Genomic DNA, 23273 nt, shown 5'->3' with positions numbered 1-23273 from the left:
GCTCGCCTCCTTCCTCGCCCGTGGACCTGGATTCGGAGGGCGCACCCCGCGAATTCAGGCGCCACGGCCCGAGGCCCCCTCTGGGACCGGGCCAGGGAAGGGTAGAGTGCCGCGCCGTGCCGCACCCCTTCGCACAGCTCGCCCTCCTCCTCGTCCTTCTCGCTCCGACCGCACGGGCCCAGGTGTTCTCCCCGTCGAGCGGGCCTGACTCCGAAGCCGCGGCCGCCGGGCCGACGGCGCCTTCGTCGAAGGAGGAGGCGCCCCTTCGCGTCGCGGTGCTCGCGTTCGAGGCCAACGCCTCCGCCCGGGACTCCGCGACGGGCGTCACCTCGCTCATCACCGGGCGGCTGGCCGAGGCTCCGCGCCTGTGGGTCGTCTCCCAGCGTGACGTCGAAGCGTCGCTCGATGACGCCCAGCGCCGGCAGCTCGCGGACCTCAAGACCTCGTGCGAACGGGGCGCCTGCCTCAAGGACCTCTCCACGCTCACCGGGGCCCGGTTCGTCGTCATCGGCCGCGTGGACCGCTTCGGCGATTCCTACCTGCTCTCCGCCAATCTCCTCGACACCGAGCGCGAGGAGAGCCTGTCCAAGCCGCGCGCGGAGTCGCCCGAGGCGGACACCCTGTTCCCCACCGTCTACGCCATCGCCGACGCGCTGGTCGCCGAACTGGTGGCTCCCGGTGTGACTCAAGGCGCGCGGCCGCTCATCGGCGGGGCTCCCATGGTCGGCGGCGGTGGTCTCTCGCTGGGCCTGCGCATCAACAACAACTTCGTCGACAAGCTGGCCAACTTCAATCCAGGCGCCGACCTGGAGGTGGGCTACTGGTTCCACCCGGAGTGGCTCGGCTTCGTCCAGGTGGGCTTCTCCTATCTGCGCTCCGACACAGCGGGCGCCGAGGGTGGCCTCAACGTCCTGCCCAGCGTCGTCGGCGCGCGCCACTACCACAACGTGGAGAAGTCACTGCGCCCCTATTGGGGTTTCGGCCTGGGCGTGCAGCTGTCCTTCGGCGACTTCGGCATCTTCCAGTCCACCGGGCCGCTGCCCACCGTCGTCGGCTTCCTCGGGTTGGAGTACCTCATCGCCGGACACGTCGGCGTCCAACTGGAGGCCGGTACGAATGTGGCCCAGGCCGTGCTCGGACTCGCGGAGTCCAAGCTCGGCGATGGCCTCAATCTGGACCTCAACCTGGGCATCGCGTACCACTTCTAGGATTCGGAGCCCCCCATGTTCTCGCGCCTGCGTTCCCTGTCCCTGATTGCCCTGCTCGCCACCGCCGCCTGTGACGACAGTCCCACGGTGACGCCCAAGGACCACGCGGAGGGCCTCTACATCAAGGGCACCGCCGAGTATCTCCAGGGCCATTTCGAGGCCTCGCTCGCGTCCTTCGAGGAGATGCGCAAGCTTGCGCCCACCGACCCCCGGTTGCCTGCGGCTCGCGGCGAGGTCTTCCTCTCCATGGGCAAGCTCGCCGAGGCCGCCACCGAGTTCGAGGCCGCCCTCAAGCAGGACCCCAAGCGCTCCACCAACTGGAGCCGCCTGGGCTTCGTCCAGGCCCAGTTGGGCCGCCCCGATGAGGCCCTCAGCTCGCTGCGCAAGGCCGTGGCGCTGTACCCCAACGACTTCAACGCGCTGGAGCAGTTGGGAGAAATCCACCTCAAGAAGGGCGAGCAGGACGAGGCCATCCGCCACTTCATCCTGGCCGCCAACGCCGCCTCGGGCTCGGTGAAGTCCGAACTCGTCCTCCGCACCACCGAGGTGCTCATCCAGGTCGGCCGCCAGCAGGAGGTGCTCGCGCTCGTGCAGAAGGCCGCCAACGAGGGCATCCGCACGGCGGCGGTGCTCACCGCGCTGGGAGACGCCCTGGTGCGCGCGGGCAAGCTTCCCGAGGCCGCCGCCGCCTACAAGGAAGCCGCCAGCAAGTCCCCCAGGGACCCCACGCTGTGGGAGCTGGTGGGCACCATCCAGCTGCAGCTCGACAAGCCGGGGGAGGCCATCGATGCGTACAAGGAATCCCTGCGCGTGAAGGACCGCGCCATCGTCCACGTGGCACTGGCCCGAATCCAGCTCGCGATGAAGAGCAAGCAGGGCGCGGAGCAGGAACTCGCCGCGGCGCTCGAGTCCGTGCAGGGCAACGACGTGCGCGAGCTGCGGGAGCTGGCCGACCTGCTCGTCACCATGGAGCGCAAGCCGGATGCGCTGCGCATCCTCGCGAGCCTCAGCGCCGAGCACGACCTGGTGAAGGACGCCGACCTCCAGCTCTCCACGGCGCGGCTCGCCCGGGAGCTGAAGGATGTCGTGCTGGAGAAGGCCGCGTGCACCCGCGCGCTGGCCGCGGACCCTCGCGTGAAGAAGTGCCCCTGAGCGTGCGCCCAGGGGCGGAGGGCCCGCGACGACGCTACGCGCGCCCGCCCTGCATCTTCCGGTAGACGCCCACCACCAGGCCCAGAATCATCGTCGAGCGGAACTCCGTGCGGCTCACGTAGATGGGCTGCATGGTGGCGTTCGCCGGCTGGAAGCGGATGCGCTCGCCTTCCGGGTAGTAGCGCTTCACCGTGGCCTCGTCCTCGATGAGCGCCACGACGATGTCGCCCGGATTGGCCGCCGGCGTCTTCTTCACGAAGAGGTAGTCGCCGTCGTGGATGCCGTCGTCGATCATCGACTGTCCCTTCACCCGCAGGGCGAAGACCTCCCGGCCATTCACGCCGCCCAGGAGGAAGCTGTCGATCTTGACCGAGTCCTCCATGTGCTCCTGCGCGAGCAGGGGCGCGCCGGCCGCCACCTTGCCCAGCAGGGGGACCTCCACCATGCCCGCGTCGCGCTTGGCGCCCAGGCCCAGCAGCAACCGTGCTCGCTTGGTGGGCACCAGGGAGCGGCTCTGCTGCTCACCCCGGTTCAGGTAGCCCTTTCGCTCCAACGCCTTCAGGTGGTCATTCACCCCGTTGGTGGAGCGGATATCCATGTGCTCGCCAATCTCCCGGATGGTGGGCGGGAATCCGCGAGTCTCCGACTCCTTCACGATGAAGCTGAGAATCTCGCGCTGGCGGTCCGTCAGCTCTTCCATGCGCTCCCTCGCTCGGCCGGCCTGATTCCCTTGGGGCAGGTCCCCAGGCAACAGGCTTTCAGTGTCCACTTTCCCTGAACATACGTGTAGAGTCAATCCGTTCAGTGTCCCACGGCGCACCCTCAGTGCGTGTCGAACTTTTCGGCATTCTCAGTTCTTGAGGGCAGACGACGATCTCGACGTACAATTCCGCCCGCTTTGTCCGAGCTCCGCCACACGCTGCTCTTCGTCGACGATGAGGCCGACGTCCTGGACATCCTTTCGCGGATGTTCCAGCGCCGGTATCGCGTCCTCACGGCCTTGAGCGGTCAGGCCGCGTTGGAAGTCCTACGTCGCGAGTCGGTGGACGTGCTCGTCACGGACCAACGGATGCCGGAGATGACGGGCATCGAGCTGGCCGCGACAGCCCGCGCGGAGGGGTTCGACGTCACCACGCTTCTGCTGACGGGCTTCACCGACCCTGATGACCTCATCGCGGCCATCAACAAGGGGCAGGTGTACCGGTACATCACCAAGCCCTGGGACGTGAACGACCTGCTCATCACCGTGAAGAACGCGGTGGAGTACACGCAGCTGCGGCGGGACAAGGAGCGGCTCATCCGCCAGCTCCACCAGCGCGTGGAAGCGCTGTTCGTGCTGTACGAGGTGAGCCGGGCCAGCGCGAATGATCCGGCCAGCTACGACAACATCATCGACCGCGTGCTCATCGCCGTGGCGCGCGTGCTGCCGTACGACTGCGGCGCGGCGCTCATCGCCCCGGACGAGTCGCGCAGCGCGACGCTGCGGCTGCGCTGCCATGGCACCGTGGGCGAGCAGGCGCTGTTGGGCGTGAAGGAGTCGATGCTCGGCGCGTACCGCAAGAGCAGCGGCCTGCTGTTGCCGGAGGACCGGGTCATCACCCGCGTGGCGGGGACGACGACGCAGGACGCGGCGGCGCCTGCTGTCTACCCCAGCCAGCTCACGGTGAATCTGGTCGCGGGTGGGCGTCCGGTGGGCATGCTGTCGCTGTTCAGCCAGCGCGCGGACGCCTTCACCGAGGACGACGGCGTGCTGTTGGACGTGCTCGCCAACCAGACGGCGGACGCCATCCAGTCCCTGCGCTCGGCGGAGGAAGAGGCCCGCCACCGCATGGAGCGGATGGTGGAGTCCATGGCCGACGGCGTGGTGCTCACCGACGAGAAGAACGACATCGTCGTGATGAACCCGGCGGCGCGCAGGCTCTTGCGCGTGGGGGATGATCCGACCGAGCACACCAGCCGGATGATGGAGGAGCGGCTGGGCTTCCAGCCCTTCCACCTGGTGCGTGGCTGGGAGTACAGCGGCACGCAGGTGCTGCGCGAGGAGGTGAAGCTCTTCGACCGGCACGTGCAGACCACCACCACGCCGGTGAGCGATGCGCGCGGCACGCTGCGCGGCGTGTGCGTGGTGCTGCGCGACATCACCGACCAGAAGAGGTTGGAGGAGCGCAAGGACGAGTTCGTCTCCATGGTGAGCCACGAGCTGCGCACGCCGCTCACGTCCATCTCCGGCGCGCTGGACCTGGTGCTCAACTTCATGGCCGGGGACATCAACGAGCGGCAGCGCCGCTACCTGTCGCTGGCGCGGGACTCGACCGAGAAGCTCAACACCATCGTCGACGACCTGCTGGACCTGTCGAAGTTCGCCAAGGGCCGGCTGCGGATGAACTTCGAGGTCGCCTACCTGGACGAGCTCGTCCAGCGGGTGGTGGAGAAGTACGGCCCGGCCTTCGGCGAGAAGCGCGTGCAGGTGACGCCGGGACTGCCGCGCCATCCGCTGCGCGTCGTCGCCGACCCGAACCGGCTCAACCAGGTCCTCAACAACCTGCTCAACAACGCGGTGAAGTTCACGCCGGAGGGCGGCGAGGTGCGCGTGGAGCTGCACGCCACGTCCAGCCTGCCCGGCTACGTGGTGCTCTCCTGCTGGAACAGCGGCGACCCCATCGCCGAGGACAGCCTGGAGCGCATCTTCGACCGCTTCGAGCAGGCGCGCACCAAGGCCAACCGCACCGTGCGCGGCACGGGCCTGGGCCTGGCCATCTGCCGCAACATCGTGGAGGCCCACGGCGGCCGCATCTGGTGCGAGCCGTGCGCGGACGGCGTGCGCTTCATGGCGGTGCTGCCCACCGAGCCGCCGCCGGAGCTGCGCCAGTCCGACGACGCGGGCGAGGCACCGGGCCCCCGACGACGCGAGAGCCGGGGCCGCGTGCTGGTCATCGAGGGCGAGCCGGAGGTCGGCTACATCGCCAAGGCGCTGATGTCCGCGCGCGGCTACGACGTGCGGCTGGCGTTCAACGCGGAAGAAGGCCTGGCGAGCGCTCGGCTCCACCACCCGGACATGGTGCTGGTGTCCGTGCGGCTGCCGGACGTGGACGGGCTGCGGCTGGCGGAGATTCTCCGGCATGACCCCGAGACGCGGCGCGCGCCGCTGCTCCTCTCGTCCGCCTTCGACGAGCGCCAGCGCGCCTTCCGCGCCGGGGCCGATGCCTTCCTGGTGCGCCCGCTGATGCCGGACAAGCTGCTGGCCACGGTGGACTCGCTGGTGCGTGGCCGCGCGGGCACGGCCCACGGACGCGTGCTGGTGGTGGACGACGACGTGAAGATCGCCACCATCTGCCGCGAGGTGCTGGAGAACATCGGCTTCGACGTGGTGGTGGCGGGCTCGCTGGAAGAGGGGCGCCGCTCCCTGCGCGAGCGCCGGCCGGATGTCATCCTGCTGGACGTGACGCTGCCGGACGGCGATGGCTTCCTCTTCCTGGAGGAGATCAAGGCCGAGCGCGCCAGTGGCCACATCTCCGTCATCTTCATCTCCGCTCGCGCGGAGACGTCCTCGAAGGTGCGCGCCCTCAAGCTGGGCGGCGACGACTACCTCACCAAGCCGTTCGACGCGCTGGAGCTGGGCGCCCGGGTGGAGAGCGTGCTGCGCCGCAAGGAGCAGGAGCTGTCGGCCTCTCCGACGACGCAGCTTCCGGGCTCCACCGCCATCGAACGCGAGGTGCAGCGGCGGCTCGTGGCTCGGCGGCCGTTCGCGTTCTGCTACCTGGACCTGGACAACCTCAAGGCCTACAACGACTACTACGGCTTCGCGAAGGCCGATGGCGTCGTGCGCCAGACGGGCGACCTGATGCGCGAAATCTTCGCGCAGGAAGGACTGCCCGGAGACTTCCTGGGACACGTGGCCGGGGACGACTTCGTCTTCATCGCCGCGCCGGAGTCGGTCGACCGCGTCTGTCAGACGGCAATCGAAACTTTCGACCGCATCATCCCGCTCTACTACGACCGGCAGGACCGTGAGCGGGGCCACATCGAGGCGGAAGACCGCTTCGGAGAGCGCCGGCGCTTCCCCATCATGAGCGTGTCCATCGTCGCGGTGATGACGGACGGCACCCAGGACCACGCGGAGCTTGCCCGGCGCGCGGCGGACATGAAGAAGCGCGCCAAGGCCATCCTGGGCTCCGTCTATCTGCGCAGTGACCGCGAGCAGGTGGTACGCTCCGTCGCCGGGTGAGGCTCTACCAGCAGCTGGTCCTGTTCATGCTCGCGGCAACGGTGCTGCCGCTCGCCGCGGTCGGCTTCCTGTTGCTCTCACGCGCCGAGGCGGAGCTCGCTGCTCGCATCGACGCGGAGCAACGCACGCGGGCTTCCGCCGCGGCCGAGGCCGTGGGCGCCACGTTGATGGAGGTGGTGGACGCGCTGGCACGCTCCGCCGAGCTCATCGACTGGCAGTCCGCCACGGAGGCGGAGACGGTGGGAGGGCTGCGCCTGCTCTACGGCCAGTCCCCGGCGGTGAGCGCGGTGTTGAAGCTCGACGCCCACGGCCGCCCGCTGGGCGCGCCCGTGTTCCGGACGCAGGGCGTGGAGGGGCACCCCGGCTTCCAGGCAGAGGGGCTGACGCGGATGGTCCAGTCCGTGCCCGTGCAGCAGCTCCGCGGGGGCGGCAAGGGACAGGCCGCGCTCGGCGGCGCCTATGTCCACGCGGAGAGCGGGCACGCGGCGGTGGCCGTGGCGGTGAAGCTGGCGGATGGCGAGGATGCCCCCTTCGCGCTGGCGGAGGTGGTCTTCGAGCCGCTGGAGGCCGCGCTGCTCCGCCGTCCCGAGGGCGCCCTCGGGCGCGTGGACCTGGTGGACGAGGACCGGCGAATCCTCGCGAGCTCCGAGCCCGCGCGACGCATGAGCACGCTGGCCCCGGAGCTGGCCGCGCATCTGTTGACGCAGACAGCCCCGGAGCCGGATCTGGTGCGCAGCTTCCGCGTGGAGGGGCCGCCCCGGCGCGTGAGCGTGGCGCGGGTGTCCCGCGGCCTGCGCTTCGATGTGGTGGTGGAGTTGGACGAGGCCACGGCCCTGGCCCCGGTGCACGCCATGCGGCGCACGGTGCTGGCCTCCATCGGCGGGGCGTTCTTCGTCCTCCTGGGGCTGGGCGCGCTCTTCACGCGGCGGCTCAACCGCAGGCTGGAAGAGGTGGTCCAGGGCGCGGAGGCCTACGGGCGCGGCGAGCTGAGCCGGCGCGTCAAGGTGGAAGGCCAGGACGAGTTGAGCGAGCTGGCGAACACCTTCAACCGCATGGGCGAGGAGCTGGAGTCGGCCCGCGCCAGGATGCTGCGCTGGAATGACGAATTGCGCATGCGCGTGGACGAGGCCACCCACGATTTGCGAGGCGCGCAGGCCCAACTGCTCGAGGCCCAGAAGCTGGCGGCGGTGGGACAGCTCGGCGCGGGCGTGGCGCACGAAATCAACAACCCGCTGGCCGGCATCCTCGGCAACGTGCAGTTGCTCATGCTGGACCGAGGCACCTCGGACCCTGATTTGGAGACGCTGCGCAAAATCGAGCACAGCGCCAAGCGCTGCAAGGAAATCACCCAGAACCTCCTGCGCTTCTCCCAGCAGCGCGAGCGCGCCGACCTGCGCCCGGTGGACCTCAACGCCGTGGTGCGCGATGCCCTCAGCCTCACCGAACATCAGATTCTCAGTGACGGCGTAACACTTGCCACTCAGTTGTCACCGGGTCTGAGCCGTGTTCGCGCCGACCCCGGGCACCTGTCCCAGGTCATCCTCGCGCTCCTGTCCAACGCGCGCACGGCGATGCTGAAGTCCCCCACGCGGCGGCTCACCCTGCGCACGGGCCAGCGCGACGGCCGGACGTTCCTGGAGGTGGAGGACACCGGCAAGGGCATCTCCCCCGACATCCGTCCTCGCATCTTCGAGCCGTTCTTCACCACCAAGGACGTGTGGTCCAACGTGGGGTTGGGCTTGAGCGTGGCCTGGCGCGTCGTGACGGAGTCAGGTGGAACGCTCTCCGTCCGCTCGGAAGTAGGGCAGGGGGCCTGCTTCACCGTCGAGCTGCCGAGGGCCTGAGCATCCCACTCCGGCTGTGATAGCTAGAGAGACGCCATGGCCGAGCCCCGCCCCTCCCGGCGCCAGACGCCTTTCTTCGTCGGCCTCGCGCTGATCCTCGCGGCGTTGCCGTTGGGATGGTTCATCTTCCTGCGCGAGCCGCCTCCGCCGCCCCCGCCTCCCGCTCCGCCCGTGGTGTCGGTGCCGGCGCCCGTGGTGCCCAAGGCGATGGAGCTGGAGCTGACCGAGGTGACGGGCACCGTCGAGGTGAAGGAAGGCGACGGCACCTGGCGAACGGCTTCCGTGGGCATGGCCCTGCGGCGGCACGACAAGGTGCGCACCAACGACGGCTCCTACGCGGTGCTCATCGGCGGTGAGGCGGTGGAGTTCCGCATGGACCCGGGCACGGAGGTGTCCGTGGAGGAGCTGACCGCGTCGGTGTCCCGCATCCTGCTCGCCAACGGCATGGCGACCGCCGTCGTGCGTCCCGGCAAGCGCCACACCTTCGAGGTGAAGGCAGCGCAGAGCGACGCGGTGGCGACCCTGCAGGAAGCCGGTGCCTTCACCATGAGCAACAACGGCCAGGGCACCGTGGCCGTGGGCACGCGCGAGGGTGAAGTGACGTTGCTCGGTCAGGGCAAGGTCGTCATCGTCCGTGCGGGCCAGCAGTCCGTCATCCGTCCCGGTCAGGCCCCGTCGGAGCCGGCGGCTGTTCCCACCAGCCTGCTGCTCAAGGTGGACTGGCCCTCGGAGCGCACGCGCCGGGAGAAGGACCTCGTGGTTCGGGGCCAGACGACACCCGGCAGCCGAGTCCAGGTGAACAACGTGCGAGTCCTCGCCGACGCGGACGGACGCTTCGAGCGCAAGGTGAAGCTGCGCGAAGGCTCCAACACCGTGGACGTGCGCGCCGTGGGTGTGGGTCGTGTCGAGCAGCACGAGAAGGCGGAGCTCATCGTCGACACCCGGCCGCCTTCGCTCAAGACGGACCCCGACATCTGGAACCAGGCCAGCGACGCGGCTCCCTGACTCGGGGAGCGTGCGGGCAAGCAGTCGGCTTGACCCCTGCCAGGGGGTCTCCCTAGACTCTGAACCACAGTCGTTCCTGTTCAAGGGCAATCCTGGCCGAAAGGCCTGGTGCGCAAAGCCGCGGGGCCTGAAGTCCGGCCGGCCGTGACCGCCGTGGGAAGCACGCTCCGGGGAGCATTCCGGGCCCACTGCGCCTTGTGCGGGCCATGGGTCTGTCGTTCCTGAGTCCCCCCGGGAAGGTGGTTTCCGATGCTGCGCGCTCTGGCCCTCTTGACGTGCTTGTTGCCTGCGCTGTCCCCCGCCTCCCCTGAAGTCGGCAGTCTCTCCGGGTCCGCGAAGCTGGTGAACGGTGGCCCTGGAGACCAGACGGACCCGCACGTGAGCGGGGCCCTGGTCGCCTACACGAGCGAATCCGGAGGCACGAGCGAGATTCGCTACCACGACCTGGCGTCTGGGACGGACCAGGCGATTCCGAACGACGGCGCGTTCGACTTCGTGTCGGACATCAGCGGAAGCACCGTGGTGTTCACCCGCGTCAACACCTCCAGCGCCATCTTCACGTACGAGGTGGGCAAGGCGCAGGCGCCGGTGGAGCTGGCGCCACAAGCGGGCAGCAGTCGCAGGGCGGCGGTGATTGGCGGTCGCACCGTGGCGTGGCAGGACTTCGGCTACACCGGCAGCACGCTGGAGCCGGAGATCGCCCTCTTCGATCTGGACCAGGGCACGCTCACCCGGCTCACGGATGATCGCATGCTGGACCGCACGCCGTCGGTGGCTCCGGACGGGAAGACGGTGGTCTGGGCCAAGTGCGACGCGCAGGGGCAGCACTGCGACATCTGGCAGGCGCGCTGGGCTGGCAATGGCTTCAACTCGCAGGCGCTCACCGGCAGCGAGGGCGAGGAGTCGCAGCCCGACACCAATGGGGACATCGTCGTCTACGCCAGCACGCGCACGGTGGATGGGGTGTCGGACCGCGACATCTACTGGAAGCCGGTGAATGGCGGCACCGAGCAGCGACTCGCGCTGCCGGGACTGGATGCGAACCCCAGCATCAGCGGCTCGTTGATCGCCTTCGAGCGCAAGGACCCGGCGAAGGGCGACTTCGACATCGCGCTCTACGACCTGGATACGCAGACGCTCTACCTGCTCACCAAATCGGCGGAGAACGAGAACCTCAACGACTTGAGCGTGGCCGACGACGGCACGGTGCGGGTGGTGTGGACGGTGGCGGAGAACGGTGACTTCAACGTGCACTCGTTCACCTTCAAGCTGCCGGGAAACGCCCCCTGCGAGGACGTGGCGTCCGCGGAGCCTCAGCGCACGGCCGAGGCGGTGTGCACGCAGCCGGGGTCCACGCCGCTGCTCGCCGCGCTGGAAGTGGCGCGGACCACGGGCCAGCCCAATGCGGTGTCACTCGGCTTCTACGGCCTGGGGGCCGGGGTGCTGTGCGTCGACAACGGCTACAGCGGCGAGCGCGCCACGTCCGGCTGGGTGTGGCTGGACGGCGCCGAAATCGTCGACCCCTCCAGCTTCAAGCCCACCGTGTCGCTCGTGGCCCGGGATGTCACCCTGGATGGCAACACCTGGCTGGCGGCGCTGATCTCCGGAAATGCCGGAAGCTCCTTCCGCATTCGCATTTATGGCACCGCGTCACAGTGCGACGTGACGCCGCCTCCCGTGAAGGGGGAGGAGCGCATCCCCGGCGAGTACGTGGCTCCCCTGTCCCTCGAGGTGGGTGGGGTGTCATCCCTGACCTTTGTGCCGCAAGGCGAAACACATGGAGCAGGGTGTAGCGCGGGAGGCACGTCGATGGCGGCGGCCGGGTTGGTGCTGGTGGCGTTGTGGCTGGCGCGTCCCCGGCGTGTCTCCGTGAGGGTTTCGCGGAAGGAACTTCGGCGGAGCGGACGGGCCCTGTAGACTTCGTCTCGTCCTGAAACATTTTCCGCTCCCAGTCCTTGTGATGCTGTGCGTGTGTGCTTCGGCCCGAGCCGACACACTCGAACTGCTTGGGCCGTCGTCCGCCGTGACGCCAGAGGGCTTCCCGGTGGCGGTGGTTCGCAAGGATGCGTCCGGAGTGCCGGTGCCCTGGGTGGGGACGCCGACCCTCACGGTGGATGGCGCGGAGCTTCGAGAAGGGCCCGCGCAGCCGCCGCTTCGCACCTTCATCGTCGTGCCCCGTCCAGGCGCGCGCGACGTGGAGGTGCGCGCGCGGGTGGATGGACTGGAGGCGCAGGCGCGCTTCGTGCTCGGACCTCCGGCCACGGACGTGAAGCTGGGGTTGGAGCCCGCCGCGCCGGTGAAGGGGCGCGACAAGGAAGCGGTGCTCACGGTGAGTCTGCTGCGGCCGGATGGCACGGCCGACGACAGCGGCGCGCCGCCAGTGGTGCGGGTCAGCACCGGCAAGGTGGAAGGGCTGGAGCGCGTCGCGCCGGGGACGTATCGCGCGCGCTATGTCCTCCCGGACACGCGCCATCCGGAGGTGGCCATCCTGGTGGCGTTCTCCGCGTGGCCCAGTCCGCAGTCCGTCCACGGAGCCTATGGGCGCGTGCTGGTGCCGCTCGCCGCGTCGGTGAACCTTCCGGGCACGACGGAGCCGGATGCGCGCATCTCCATCGACATCGCGGGGGAGAGCTTTGGCCCCGTGACGGCGGGACCGGATGGCCGCTTCCGTCTTCCCATCGTCGTGCCGCCGGGGCATCGCTTCGGCCAGGGCCGCGTGGTGGACAGGGCTGGCAATGCGCGGCGTGAGAACATCGACTTGAAACTGCCGCCCACCGACGGGCTCGCGTGTGTGTTTCAACCGCAGCGACTCCCGGCGGATGGAGTGTCTCAGGCGCGGCTCCTGTGCGCGACGAGCGACCCCTTGGGCAAGCCCGTGGAGGACGCGAAGGTGACGGCGCAGGCGCGTCGCGGTGTCCTTCGAGGACCGTCACGCGCGGCGGGCGGCATGCTGGAGTGGCTCTACACGGCGCCTCGGACGCTCGGCGATGACGAGCGAATCGAAGCCGCGTGGCCCCAGCGCGGCGCGGGCTCTCGCGAGGTGCTGTCGCTGCAGCTCGTGCAGGGGCCGGTGGCGGAGCTGGCCCTGTCCGTGTCGGAGGCGCTCGTGCACCGGGGCGCCCAGGCGCGGGTGTCCGTGCGCGCGCGGGATGCGCTCGGCCGTGCACGCCCCGGAGCGACGTTGTCGCTGGAGGCTCGCGAGGGTGGCTTCACGCCCGCGGTGGAGTCCGCGTCCGGTGACTTCGCGAGTGCCTGGCAGCCGCCTGTCGCCGGGGGCGCGGAGCAGGTGACGCTGAGTGCTCGGGCCTGGGGGCCGGTGGGCAGCGAGCCCGCGCGCATCGCCGTGTGGCCGCGCGGGGGTGTGCTGTACGCGGGCGTCTCCGACCTGGCGGGACTGCCGGTGCCCTCGCAGCCGTTGCGCCTGGATGGACATGAGCTGACCACGGGCCTGGACGGCACGGTGGCCCTGGGCGCGTTGTCGCCGGGGACGCACCTGGTGGCGCATGGCCTGTGGACGGGATTGGTGCGCACCGTCCACGTCCTGGGCGGCGAGGGACTGGCGTATCCGCTGGATGTGCCGCTCGTGCCGGAGGCCGTCTCGCAGCAGGTGCGCGTGGCGCCCGAGGTTCCCGTCAACGTGCGGCTCCGCGGGGAAGGCGCTCGCGTGACGTACTGGCTGGAGGACTCCCGCGGACACGTCCTGGAAGGGCGCGCGGTGCATGTCGCGCTGTCGGACGGAACGCGTGAGGGCGAAGAGGTCCGCGAGGGACGCACGTCCTTCACCGTGCGCTCCACGCGTCCGGTGAGCGTCTCCGTGGCGGACGTGGCCACGGGTGTCACCGCGCTCATCGAGGTGCGCCCATGAGGCTTCCGGGCCTGCTGCTCGTGAGCGCGATGCTGTGCGCTGGGGCGGCCTGGGGACAGGGCGTGTCCATGGACGTGCCCTCGCTGGCGTCCACCATCGCCGGTCGCGTGTGTCTGGATGTCGATGGGGATGGGCGCTGTGGCGTCGACGAGCCCGGTGTCGCGGGCGTGCGGCTGGTGCTGACGACGGGGCGCGAGGTGCGCACGGACTCGCGAGGACGCTTCCACCTCACGGGCGTGGACTCCCGCACGCCGGACGCCACGCGCGGACTGCACCTGCGTCCGGGGCGCCACCGGCTCAAGGTGGATCCGCGCTCGCTGCCGGCCGCCAGTCGTGTGACTCCGGAGGCCGCCACGGTGGAGGTGCCGTGGGGCGCCGTCGCCCTCCAGGACTTCGCGGTGCGCAGTCTGGCTTCGGATGCGCCGCCGCTGGAGCTGTCCTATTCGCGAGTACCTCCCGTGGCGGACGTGGTCGCCGGCGAGGGGGCCGTGCGCTTTCGCCTCGCGGGTCAGGCCGCCGTGGGAGACCGCGTGCGCGTCGGTGCGCTGGACGCGGAGGTGGATGCTCGCGGTGGGTGGAGCGCCTGGGTTCCCCTCATCGCCGGGGACAACACGCTGGCCATCCAGGCCACGGCTCCGGATGGCAGGGTGCGCCTGTCACGGCAGCAGGTCGACGTCGTGCGCCGGGCCGAAGGCTGGTTGGTGGTGCCGAGGCCGCTGGTGCTCGTGGGCTCCTTCCAGCTTCCCTCCGCGCGTGACGAGGCCGCGGCCAGTGGTGTCACCCGGCTGAAGGTGGAGGCTCCGGCGGGGACGTCGGTGCGAGGCCCGGCGGGTGAGTCTTCCGTGGTCGGGCCCGAGGGTCGCGTGGAGGTCCCCGTGACGCTGGCTTCAGGGAACAACCGCGTGACGTTGGCCCTGACGCCGCCAGGAGGCTCCGCGCACGAGACGGTGGTGGACATCCTCGCGGAGCCGAGGCCGTTCGCGGTGGGGTTGCTGGACCTCGAAGCGAGCTATTCGCCGGCGGACAGCGACTTCCAGCTGCGAGGCCGGGGCTCCGCGCACGCGGAAGTGCGCCTGGGGCCGGTGGACGTGGTGGGGGAGTTGGACCTGCGCGACACGGATGGCCGCACGCTGCGCGGCGCGGAGCTTCCGGACTGGCTGCGTCCTCGCGTCCCCGAGCGTTTCGACCGGGTGGCGGACCCGGACTTCTCGCCGGAGGAGTGGGGCGACGACTCGGTGTCGCTGACGCCGAACGCCACCGAGGCCCGGCTTCGCGTGGAGGCGCGTCACCCGGACTTCGGCCGCGCGGGGTTGGGCACGTACCGGGCGCTGGTGCAGGACCGCGAGGTGGGCCGCTACCACCGCCCCCTCTTCGGCCCCTATGCGGAGCTGACCACCTCGAGCGAGAAGGGCCCGGGGCTCCGCGCCGGTGTGGATGCTTTCGGCGGCAGCCTCACGGACCCGACGCGGGGGCTCTCGGCCGTCCCCGCCCATGAAGAGCTGCGCGCGACGGGCGGCAGCCTCTTCTACCTGGGCGCGGTGTCGGTGGCGGAGGGCTCGGAGCTGGTTCGCGTGGAGGTGCGCGACGGCGTCACCGGTCTGCCGTTGGCGGAGCGCCACCTGGTGCGCGGGCGCGACTACGACATCGACTACTTCGCCGGGCGCATCCTGCTGTCGCGGCCGTTGTCGTTCCTCGCGGGCGACACCTTCCTTCGCACCGACATGCTCACGGAGGCCCCGGAGCCGGTGCTCGTCGTCGACTACGCGGCGCTGCGCACGACGGGCACGGAGGACTCCGGTGGCGGCGAGGTGTGGGCCGAGTGGGGCGGCGCGCGCGTGGGGCTGGCCGCGGTGCGGGAAGGCCGCGAGGGCCGTCCCTACACGCTGTACTCGGGCCGGGGCTCGGCGCGACTGGGCGCGTACTCGCTGGAGGCGGAGGCGGCCTCCAGTCGTGGCATGGCGGTGGACTCGGCCGTGTTCGGGGTGTCCGACGACGGAGGCCTGAGCTTCCTGCGCCCTGGCGCGGGGCTGGCGACGGGCGGCGAGGCCCTGGGACTGCGCATGCGGGGGCCGGGCCTGTGGGGCGACGGCACCGTGGATGCGTCCTATCGCTGGCGCGGGCGGGGCTTCTCGGATGGCGCGCACCTGGACGCGGCGCGCTTCCAGCAACTCGCGCTGCGGCTGCGTCAGCCGGTGGGACGGCTCCGATTGTTGCTGCTCGCGGATGGTCGCAACTCGGCGGACCCTCGCGAGCCCTTCGTGGACAACCCCTTCTCCGCGAGCACCGTGGGCGCGAGCGTGGGGTGGGAGGAGTCCACCTGGGGCGTGAGCGTGGAGGCGCGGGATGCTCGACTCAAGGCGGCGGAGGTCGTGGGGCAGGGCGAGGCGCTGACAGGCGGCCGCACCTCCATGGGCGTCGCGGGTCGCTACCGGCTGCTCGACGGCCTCTGGCTCCAGGCCTCGCATCGCCAGAAGCTGTCCCTGCATGGCGCGGGGCCGGGACGCGTGGACGACACGTTCAGCGCGGCGGGCGTGGACGTCGAACTGGGGCGAGACACGCGCGTGGGTGTGCGCGGTGGTTGGGGGCCCGAGCTGGGGCCTCGCGCATGGGCCAACGTGGAGTCTCGTCGCGGCTCGGACGTGTACTACGGCGGCTACTCGGTGGACGTGGATGGGCCGGACTTCGGTGCCGGACGGACGCTCACGGGCGCTCGCACGGAGCTGCCCGACAGCGGCACCGCGCTGTTCGTCGAGGAGGTGGGCCTTCACGACGCGACGTCCGTGCGGCTGTCGCGGGCGGTGGGCCTCCAGAAGACGGTGCTGGATGGCTTCAGCGTGGGCGCTCGCTACGAGCGCGGCGTGCGCAGCCTGCTGGACGTGAATCCTCCGCTGCGGCGCGACGCGGGCGGCGTCTTCGGACAGTTGCTCCTGGAAAAGCTGCGGGTGGAGGGGCGGTTCGAACTGCGACGGGAGAAGGGCACGCCGGAGCGCGGCACGACGGAGGCCGTGGACCGGTTGCAGACGGTGGTGGCGCTGGCCGCCGAGGCGGAGCTGGCGCGCGACGTGACGGCTTCCGGTCGCGTGGACTTCTCGCGAACCCTCAACGACGACGCGCTGGAGGCCCGGCTGTTGGAGGGCTACGCGGCGTTGGCGTGGCGACCCGGACCGTGGCTCGTGGTGGCGCGCTACGGAGTCACCCGGGAGCTGCTGCCGGGCACTCGCGCCGCCTTCGGCGACAGGGCGCTCCAGATTCTCTCCCTGCTTCCCGCGGTGCGCCTGGGCGACAAGTTCTCCGTCGCGGCGGGATTGCACGCGGGACACAGCAGCCTGGAAGGCTCCTCGCGGTGGGTGTGGACGGGCACGGTGCGCCCCGCCGTCCGCGTGGTGGGTGGGCTGGAAGTGGCGGGCGAGCTGGCGCGTCGGACGGCTTCACCCGACGGCGACCGGCTGACAGCGGTGCGGGCTGAAGTGGCATATCGGATGGATGAGAAGCTCCGAATGGCCGTCGGGTACACACTGCTGGGCTTCAGCGGCTTGGGTTTGGGCTCCGAGTCGTCTGAAGATCAGGACCGGCTCTACCTCCGGGCAGAGCTCGCCTACTAGGAGTATCGCGTGCGCTCCGGCATCCTCATCTGCCTCTGCTTGGGACTGTCCGCGGTGGCGGCCGCGGAGTGGAAGGAAGGCCTCTCGGTCGCGGGAGAACCGAGCGATGTGAGGGTGTGGCGTCCTGGCACCGTCGCCATCGCTTCCTCCCAGGGCGTGGAGCTCCACATCGACGGGGAGCAGGTGGCCAACCGGGTCTTGTCGCCCGCCGTGGGCACATTGCTGTTGTCCTCGGGTTGCTTCGCGGGCGTGCGGGGGGATGGGGATATCTTCGCCCACAACGACTGCCTTCCTCCTGACAGCATCCTCCCGGAGCTGCCCACCGCGACGACGACCGAGGTTCGCCGGGTGATACAGACCGCGTCGGGCACTGGCTACGCCTCCGTCGCGGTCGATACGAACGAGTTCCTGCTGCTGCACGCGAGCCCGTCCCAAACCGCCACCTTCCCGTGGAACACCCGCGTCCTGGAGACGGGGCAGTACAAGGCGACGTCGGTGATGGGCGTGACGGAGACCGCGGGGGGAGTGGCCCATGCGATCATCCCCGTCGTCGGCAATCCGAACCTCCTCTACATCCGAGGCGACCGGAGCGAGGCCGCGTTCAACATGGACGCTTCGCTGACGACGCTGCCGCTCCTGACAGTGGACCTCATCGCCACGAGCGGGGTGTATCCCATCATCCTGGCGGGCAACTCGGATGGACTGTTCCGCGCGCCGCTCTCCGCCTCGCCGGTTCCCCAGGACTTCCAGCGCGTCACGCTGCTCGACTCGGGACCGGTGAGCATCGTGTCCGTGGACATGAACACCGAGCTGAGCAGCAGCCGGGGGACGGGCTTTGGCCTCGCGGTGGGCACGCGCAACGGCGGAGAGAACGTCGTGCTCGGCGCGGTGCCGACGGGAAGCGCGACCGACTCGGGGGTGACGTGGCGAATCCATCCCGCGTTCGCCAACGCGTCGTTGCCGGTGTCGGACCCGTTCGCCCAGGTGTCCTGCGTGGACTCCACCTTCTGCGTCATCGCCCTGCGCAACCCGGTGCAGAACGTCATCTACTACATCAACGCCGTGGCACCGGTGTTCGGCGCGATTCCGGCGCCGGTCAACATCAACGAGGCCACGACGCGGACGCTGGATGTGACGGCGACCGATGAGGACGGCGACGCGGTCCGAGTCTCCGCGGAGGTGGGGCAGTCATTGGTGCAGGTCAACGCCACGCCCGGAGTGGACGCGGTGTCGCTGTCCCTCACGGCTCCAGTGGTCTGCGAGCCGACGATGACCCAGTTCACGGTGTTCGCCTCGGATGGTCTGGGCACGCATGACCGGCAGGCCACCGTGTCCGTGCGCATCGAAAACACGGAGGGACCCGGGGCGCCCGTGGTGATGCCGCTCCAGGCCACGACGTCCGCGGGAGGCCCCGCGCTCGTGTTCGCCGCGTCACCGGGCGCCGGAATCTGCGAGTCCGTGGACTACGTGTGGAGCACGCCCCCGGGCCAGCCGGTGTTGCACACGGACGCGGGCGGCCGCTCCGCCACGTTCATGCCGTCGGACTTCCTCTGCTCGGCGACAGGCGCGCGTTACACGTACGAGGTGCGGGCGAGGGACAAGGGCCTGGCTCCATCCGAGCCCACGACGTTCACCGTGGACGTGCGGCCGTGGGGAAAGCCCGCGGCGCCCTTTGCGCCGAACACCGTGCGCCCGTTGACCTCCGGGCACACCGTGGAGCTGCGTCCCGAAGCACTGCACCCCTGTGAAGCCACGGCGGGGCTGCCGCAAGTAGAGACGGTGTGGCGGCTCCAGGATGGGGGCGCGGTGCCTCCGGGGCTGACGGTGAAGGATGGTGCCGGCAACCCCGTCGACCTGACCTCGCCCGTCACCGCGCCGGTGCTCCAGGTGTCAGCGGAGAGCTGCGCGAGCACGTCGCTGACGCTGGTGGCCCGCAACCGGATGACCGTCGCGGGAGTCGGCGTGTTGGAAGGGCCGGAGTCCGTGGTGAAGGTGGAGGCCCAACCGGAGGCGGAGGATGTGTCGGCCGCCAGCCTCGACCTGTCGATGCGTGTCACGGGCGGGCAGGACGTCGAGGCGACGCTGGGCACGTCCCTGCGCTGCCCTGGGGCGCATGCGCTCAAGGCGCGCATGTTCCTGGAGTCCGCCGATGGCGCGCCCATTTCCTCCCAGGTGGTGCCCGTGCCCGGTGCGTGGCGCTTCCAGTTGCCAGCGGTCTGCTCGGCCACCCCGTACACGGTGCGAGGCGAGCTCTTCTCCGACGTCGCCGCCCCCGTCGAGGCGGGCCGGGCGCGACAGACGGTGACTTCCGAGGCGCGAGCGGTCGCCCTGGGTGAGCTGGAGGGTGAGGCGCTCGTCGCGCGTTGTGGCGAGGGCGCGACGACGACCCTCACGCAGGAAATTCCTCCCGACGCGTGCTCGGACGTGAGCGTCTCCTGGTCCCAGGAAGGTGGCCCCGCGCTCGCGCAGGGAGAGCTGTCGGGCCGCAGCGTCACCGTGGCCACGCGCGAGACAGGCCTGCAGGAACTGGTGGGGACGTCCGTCACCCTGCGCGTCAGTGCCGACGCGGGTGGGGGCAACGCGGCGGCGCGGGTGCACACGGTGCCGATTGTCGCGGAGCCCTTCGTCGACGTGGCGCATTCCACGGAGACCGCCTCCGGCCAGGAGACGGGGCTGGTGGGCGTGGTGGTGCAGCTGAGCAACACCACCGACTGTGCCGTCACGGGCCTGCGCTACGTGGAGCGCGTCGAGGGAATGGAGCTCGTGCCTGGCAGCGTGAAGGTCGCGGGGCTGGCCCTCGCGGAGCAGTCCGATGAAGGAGGCTTCGCCGTGGAGGGTGTCGCGCTCGCCGCGCACGCGACGAGCACGCTGACGTATGTGGCCCGGCCTCGGCTGCTGTCCTCGCCGCGCTTCACTGGCGAGGTGTTCCTCAATGGCGTGCCCGTGTCGGGAGCCCTGTCTCGCGAGCCGTCCTCGTCCTGTGGCTGCTCGCAGGGAAGCTCTGGCGGGGCCCTGTTCGGCTTGCTCGCGGTGGCTCAGTGGCTGCGCCGTCGCTGGGCCGGCGCGAGGCGCTGAGTCAGAGGCCGAAGGAGATGCGGTGGCGGCGGCTGGGAGTCTCCGGCCGCTCCTCCAGCACGCCGAGCAGCTCCAGGCCCCGCAGCGTCGCCAGGGCCTGTCGCTCCGACAGGTCCGTCAGCGCGAGCAGGTCCTCCACCGTCTTGCTGCCGTCCGCGTAGGCGAGGAGCAAGGCCTGCGGCCCTTGCAGCTTCAGCTCGTGCAGGCCGTAGGGCGGGTCGGCGGTGGGGAACAGGCGACGTCCCTGGCCCATGCGCTGACGCAGGGCCACCAGCGTCTCCGTCTTCTCCACACCCTCCAGCACCAGGTCACCCGGGAAGACAGACAGCTTCACCAGGTCCGCGCGCTGCGGCCTCATGGCGCTGAATCCGTAGGCGCCTTCCGTCCAGGTGAAGGTGGACCAGAGCAGCTCGCGGACCTGCTCCTCCAGGAGTTGTCGCCGCCGCGGGGCATCCAGCACGCCCAGGCGAATCATCGCCTCGCCGGTGCGCAGCCCCTGCTGCTTCGCGATGGCGGCCACCTCCGCGAGCTTCTCCTCCGTGAGCACGCCGCGCCGGACGCAGAAGCGACCGAAGCGCTCGTGGGCCAGGTTGGAGGCCGCGTACACGATGCGGCCGGACTCGAAGTAGACGACCTTGAGGATGGAGCCCTGCTGGAGCTTCAGCTCCCCGTGGTGGCGCGCCTCGTAATAGGCGTTGAGCAGCCGCGCCACGGAGGTGTCCTTCAGGTCTCCACCGAGGGACCACTCGGGCAGCGCGCGCCGTGTCTTGGCCGACGCGGGCTGAGCGTCGGTCCACACCTTCCCCCGGTGGGCGAAGGGCAGCGGCAGGGCCGGCTCCTCGCTCTCCAGGCCGGGCAGCGGCGCGGAGTCGGGGATGGCCTGCATGGGTGCACTGGCCTCGCCCGCGTCCTCCTCCGTGTCGGGAATCAGCTCCTCCAAGACGATGAGGTCCACGTCGTCGAGCAGCTCATCCTGGGCCGCGTCTTCCTCCACGGGAGGCGCGGCGCGGGGCACGGGCTCGACGCCGCCCGCGCGCTCCAGGGCCTCCATCACGGTGATGAGCTCGAAGGGCTTCTCGAAGAAGCCTCGGGCGCCATGGACCTGCACGGCCTCCTGCGCGAAGCGGTCACCCTTGTACACACCGCTCACCGCGATGGCGGGGATGCCGTGGGCCCGCAGGGCACCGAGCACCTCGCTGCCTCGGATGTCGGGAAGCAGCAGGTCCACCAGCGCCGCGTCCCACTGGGAGCCGGGGCTGAGCGCCTCCAGCGCGGCCTCGCCGGTGTGCACGGCGCGCGCGTCGTGGCCCCGGCTCTGGGCCGTGGAGACGATGAGGGAGGCCAGCTCGTGGTTGTCCTCGACGATGAGCAGTCGCGCCATGGGCGGCCGGACCATAGCATCGCCCCCATGAACGTTCAGGGCTTCCACCACGTGGCCATCCAGGCGTGGGACATCGAGCGCGTGACAGCCTTCTACAGGGACTTGCTGGGCTTTCCCGAGCTCACCCGGCATCCGCGCCCGGACGGCACCCTGCGGAGCATCTGGGTGGGCGTGCCCGGGGGCGGCTTCCTGGCCATCGAGGCGGCGGGCGCGGAGCCCGAACCCCAGCCCTTCCGGCACCCGGGTCCGGGCCTGCTGATGCTGGCGTTCCGCATCGCGAGGGCGGAGCGCGACGCGGTGGTGTCCGAGCTTACTCAGGCGGGCGTACCCCTGGAGCACGAGACGCGGTGGACGGTGTACGTGAGGGATCCAGAGGGCAACCGGGTGGCGCTCAGTCACCACCCGGAGGACTAGGGGGCGGGGTGTGCGTGCTTGCGGACCGGGATGGGGCGCGGCTACAAGCCGGTCATGCGTCTGGGCGAACAGCTCCTGAAGGATGGCCTCGTCACCGCGGAGGGTCTCGAGGAGGCGCTCGAGGCGCAGGTGGTGCATGGCGGGCGGCTCGGGACGAACCTGGTGGAGCTGGGGCTGGTGTCCGAGGTGGACCTGGCCCGGGTGCTGGGCTCCCTGCACAACAGCGCGTTCGCCTCCGGGGAGATGGTGCCGGACCCCAAGGCGCTGGAGCTGGTGCCCGCCAACCAGGCGGATGACAAGGAGCTGCTCCCCATGCGGGTGGACGCGACGCGCCTGAGCGTCGCCGTGGTGAACCCGCACGACTTCGAGACGTTGGACGCGATTGCCTTCAAGACGGGCAAGCGCGTGGTGCCGGTGGTCATCCCCGAGTTCCGGATGAACCAGCTGCTGCGCCGCTACACCAAGGCGTTCCGCCCGCTGCGCGCCATCGACATGAACGCGGTGCGGCCCCGTCCCAAGCCGGGCTCGCCCCAGGCGGAGGCGGAGATCGCCAAGGCACAGGAGAAGCCGCCCGACCTGATGAGCGAGGAGGAGTTCCAGTCCGTCTACGCGCAGGCCCTGCGCGGTGGCGCGGACTACGAGGGCGACGTCGGCGAGGAGGAGGTCATCACTGGCGTCGAGGTGGTGGAGGCCCTGCCCGAGCTCCCGCCGATGCCCATGGCGACGGTGCCCGTGTCGCGTCCGGTGGCCCCGCCTCCCGCCATGCAGGCGCAGCCTCCCGCGCCGCGCCCGGTGGCGCCTCCGCCGCCCATGCCGCCCCCGCCTCCTCCGATGCAGGTGGGCGTGCCCGCGGCCCCGGTGCCCCCGAGGCCGCCGGTGGCACCCGTGGCGAGTCCTCCCATGGCCACCGCGCCCGTGCAGCGTCCGCCCGAGCCACCTCCCACGCCGCTGACGTTCGCGGAGGCGCAGGCGGAGCTGGCGCGCAGCACGGACCGCGAGGATGTGGCGCGCACGGTGCTGCGCTTCGCGCTGGGCAAGTGGCGGCGCAACCTGCTGCTGTCGGTGCAGGGCAGCCTTGTGACGGGCTGGCACGGCATGGGCCCGGGGGTGCGCGAGGCGGCGGTGCGTCGCATCGGCGTCGCGCTCCGGGAGCAGAGCACGTTCCGTCTGGTTCGCGACACCCGCTCGCACTACGTGGGGCCGGTGCGCCGCGACGCGGCGATGGGCGTGTTCTACAAGCTGCTGGGTGGCGGCTTCCCGACGACGGCGGTCATCCTGCCGCTGCTGGTCCGGGGCAAGGTCGTGCACCTGTTGTACGTGGACAATGGGCCGGATCAGCTCACGCCGCCGGATGTGGGCGAGCTGATGATCCTCTCGCAGAGCGTGGGTCGCTCGTACGAAGCGATGATGCGGCGCCGCAAGAGCGCGTAGTCCCCGTTCGGGATTCTCGAAGACGGTTCGGGTGTTCGCTGACGCCGCGGTGACGTGGCGTCGCGAGACCG

Annotated in this window: 13 protein-coding genes; 11 read left to right on the top strand and 2 right to left on the bottom strand. The window is 70.6% G+C overall.

Annotation, left to right across the window (positions count from 1 at the left end; translation table 11 throughout):
• The first annotated feature begins 116 nt into the window (after positions 1-116).
• Entirely contained in the window at positions 117-1208 is a 1092-nt protein-coding gene (locus HUA76_RS27835) for a hypothetical protein (protein ID WP_174455606.1), read from the top strand.
• 15 nt (positions 1209-1223) lie between these two features.
• Positions 1224-2360 carry a lipopolysaccharide assembly protein LapB gene (locus HUA76_RS27830; protein WP_174455605.1) on the top strand — a complete coding sequence of 379 codons (1137 nt, stop codon included), beginning with the start codon at positions 1224-1226 and terminating at the stop codon, positions 2358-2360.
• A 34-nt stretch (positions 2361-2394) separates the two neighbouring features.
• Here HUA76_RS27830 and lexA read toward each other — a convergent pair whose 3' ends face one another.
• Positions 2395-3060, bottom strand: a complete 666-nt coding sequence (lexA, locus tag HUA76_RS27825) for a transcriptional repressor LexA (RefSeq protein WP_141648756.1) — start codon at positions 3058-3060, stop codon at positions 2395-2397.
• Positions 3061-3258: 198 nt separating this feature from the next.
• Between lexA and HUA76_RS27820 the strand changes: the two genes are divergently transcribed.
• The 7 genes from HUA76_RS27820 (at position 3259) to HUA76_RS27790 (ending at position 19976) form a co-directional block, all read left to right on the top strand.
• Entirely contained in the window at positions 3259-6585 is a 3327-nt protein-coding gene (locus tag HUA76_RS27820) for a response regulator (RefSeq protein ID WP_141648755.1), read from the top strand.
• Positions 6582-8429 (top strand): sensor histidine kinase, encoded by a 1848-nt coding sequence (locus HUA76_RS27815; protein ID WP_174462545.1) that lies wholly within the window; start codon positions 6582-6584, stop codon positions 8427-8429. The genes HUA76_RS27820 and HUA76_RS27815 overlap by 4 nt, the downstream gene beginning before the upstream one ends.
• A gap of 36 nt (positions 8430-8465) precedes the next feature.
• On the top strand, positions 8466-9434 hold the full coding sequence (locus tag HUA76_RS27810; RefSeq protein WP_174462544.1) for a FecR domain-containing protein: 969 nt from the start codon (positions 8466-8468) through the stop codon (positions 9432-9434).
• Positions 9435-9683: 249 nt separating this feature from the next.
• Positions 9684-11351 (top strand): hypothetical protein, encoded by a 1668-nt coding sequence (locus HUA76_RS27805; protein ID WP_174462543.1) that lies wholly within the window; start codon positions 9684-9686, stop codon positions 11349-11351.
• 43 nt (positions 11352-11394) lie between these two features.
• Positions 11395-13299, top strand: a complete 1905-nt coding sequence (locus tag HUA76_RS27800; protein ID WP_174462542.1) for a hypothetical protein — start codon at positions 11395-11397, stop codon at positions 13297-13299.
• A complete protein-coding gene (locus HUA76_RS27795; protein ID WP_174462541.1) occupies positions 13296-16901 on the top strand; it encodes a flagellar motor protein in 3606 nt (1201 codons plus the stop codon). The genes HUA76_RS27800 and HUA76_RS27795 overlap by 4 nt, the downstream gene beginning before the upstream one ends.
• 9 nt (positions 16902-16910) lie before the next feature.
• The gene (locus HUA76_RS27790) at positions 16911-19976 is read left to right on the top strand and encodes a hypothetical protein (RefSeq protein WP_174462540.1); all 3066 of its coding nucleotides are present in this window, start codon (positions 16911-16913) and stop codon (positions 19974-19976) included.
• A gap of 1 nt (position 19977) precedes the next feature.
• On the opposite strand, the gene HUA76_RS27785 is transcribed toward HUA76_RS27790, so the two are convergent.
• Positions 19978-21372 (bottom strand): response regulator, encoded by a 1395-nt coding sequence (locus HUA76_RS27785; RefSeq protein WP_174462539.1) that lies wholly within the window; start codon positions 21370-21372, stop codon positions 19978-19980.
• A 12-nt stretch (positions 21373-21384) separates the two neighbouring features.
• Between HUA76_RS27785 and HUA76_RS27780 the strand changes: the two genes are divergently transcribed.
• Both HUA76_RS27780 and HUA76_RS27775 read left to right on the top strand, forming a co-directional pair.
• Positions 21385-21771, top strand: a complete 387-nt coding sequence (locus HUA76_RS27780; protein WP_174455597.1) for a VOC family protein — start codon at positions 21385-21387, stop codon at positions 21769-21771.
• Positions 21772-21825: 54 nt separating this feature from the next.
• Positions 21826-23202, top strand: a complete 1377-nt coding sequence (locus HUA76_RS27775) for a general secretion pathway protein GspE (RefSeq protein ID WP_174462538.1) — start codon at positions 21826-21828, stop codon at positions 23200-23202.
• Positions 23203-23273 lie beyond the last annotated feature (71 nt).

Origin of the sequence: Myxococcus sp. CA056 (genome assembly GCF_013336715.1) — a bacterium.
Classification (GTDB): Bacteria; Myxococcota; Myxococcia; order Myxococcales; family Myxococcaceae; genus Myxococcus; species Myxococcus llanfairpwllgwyngyllgogerychwyrndrobwllllantysiliogogogochensis.
Note: the sequence above shows the minus strand (reverse complement) of the source record. Positions and strands in the feature narration are given on the sequence as shown.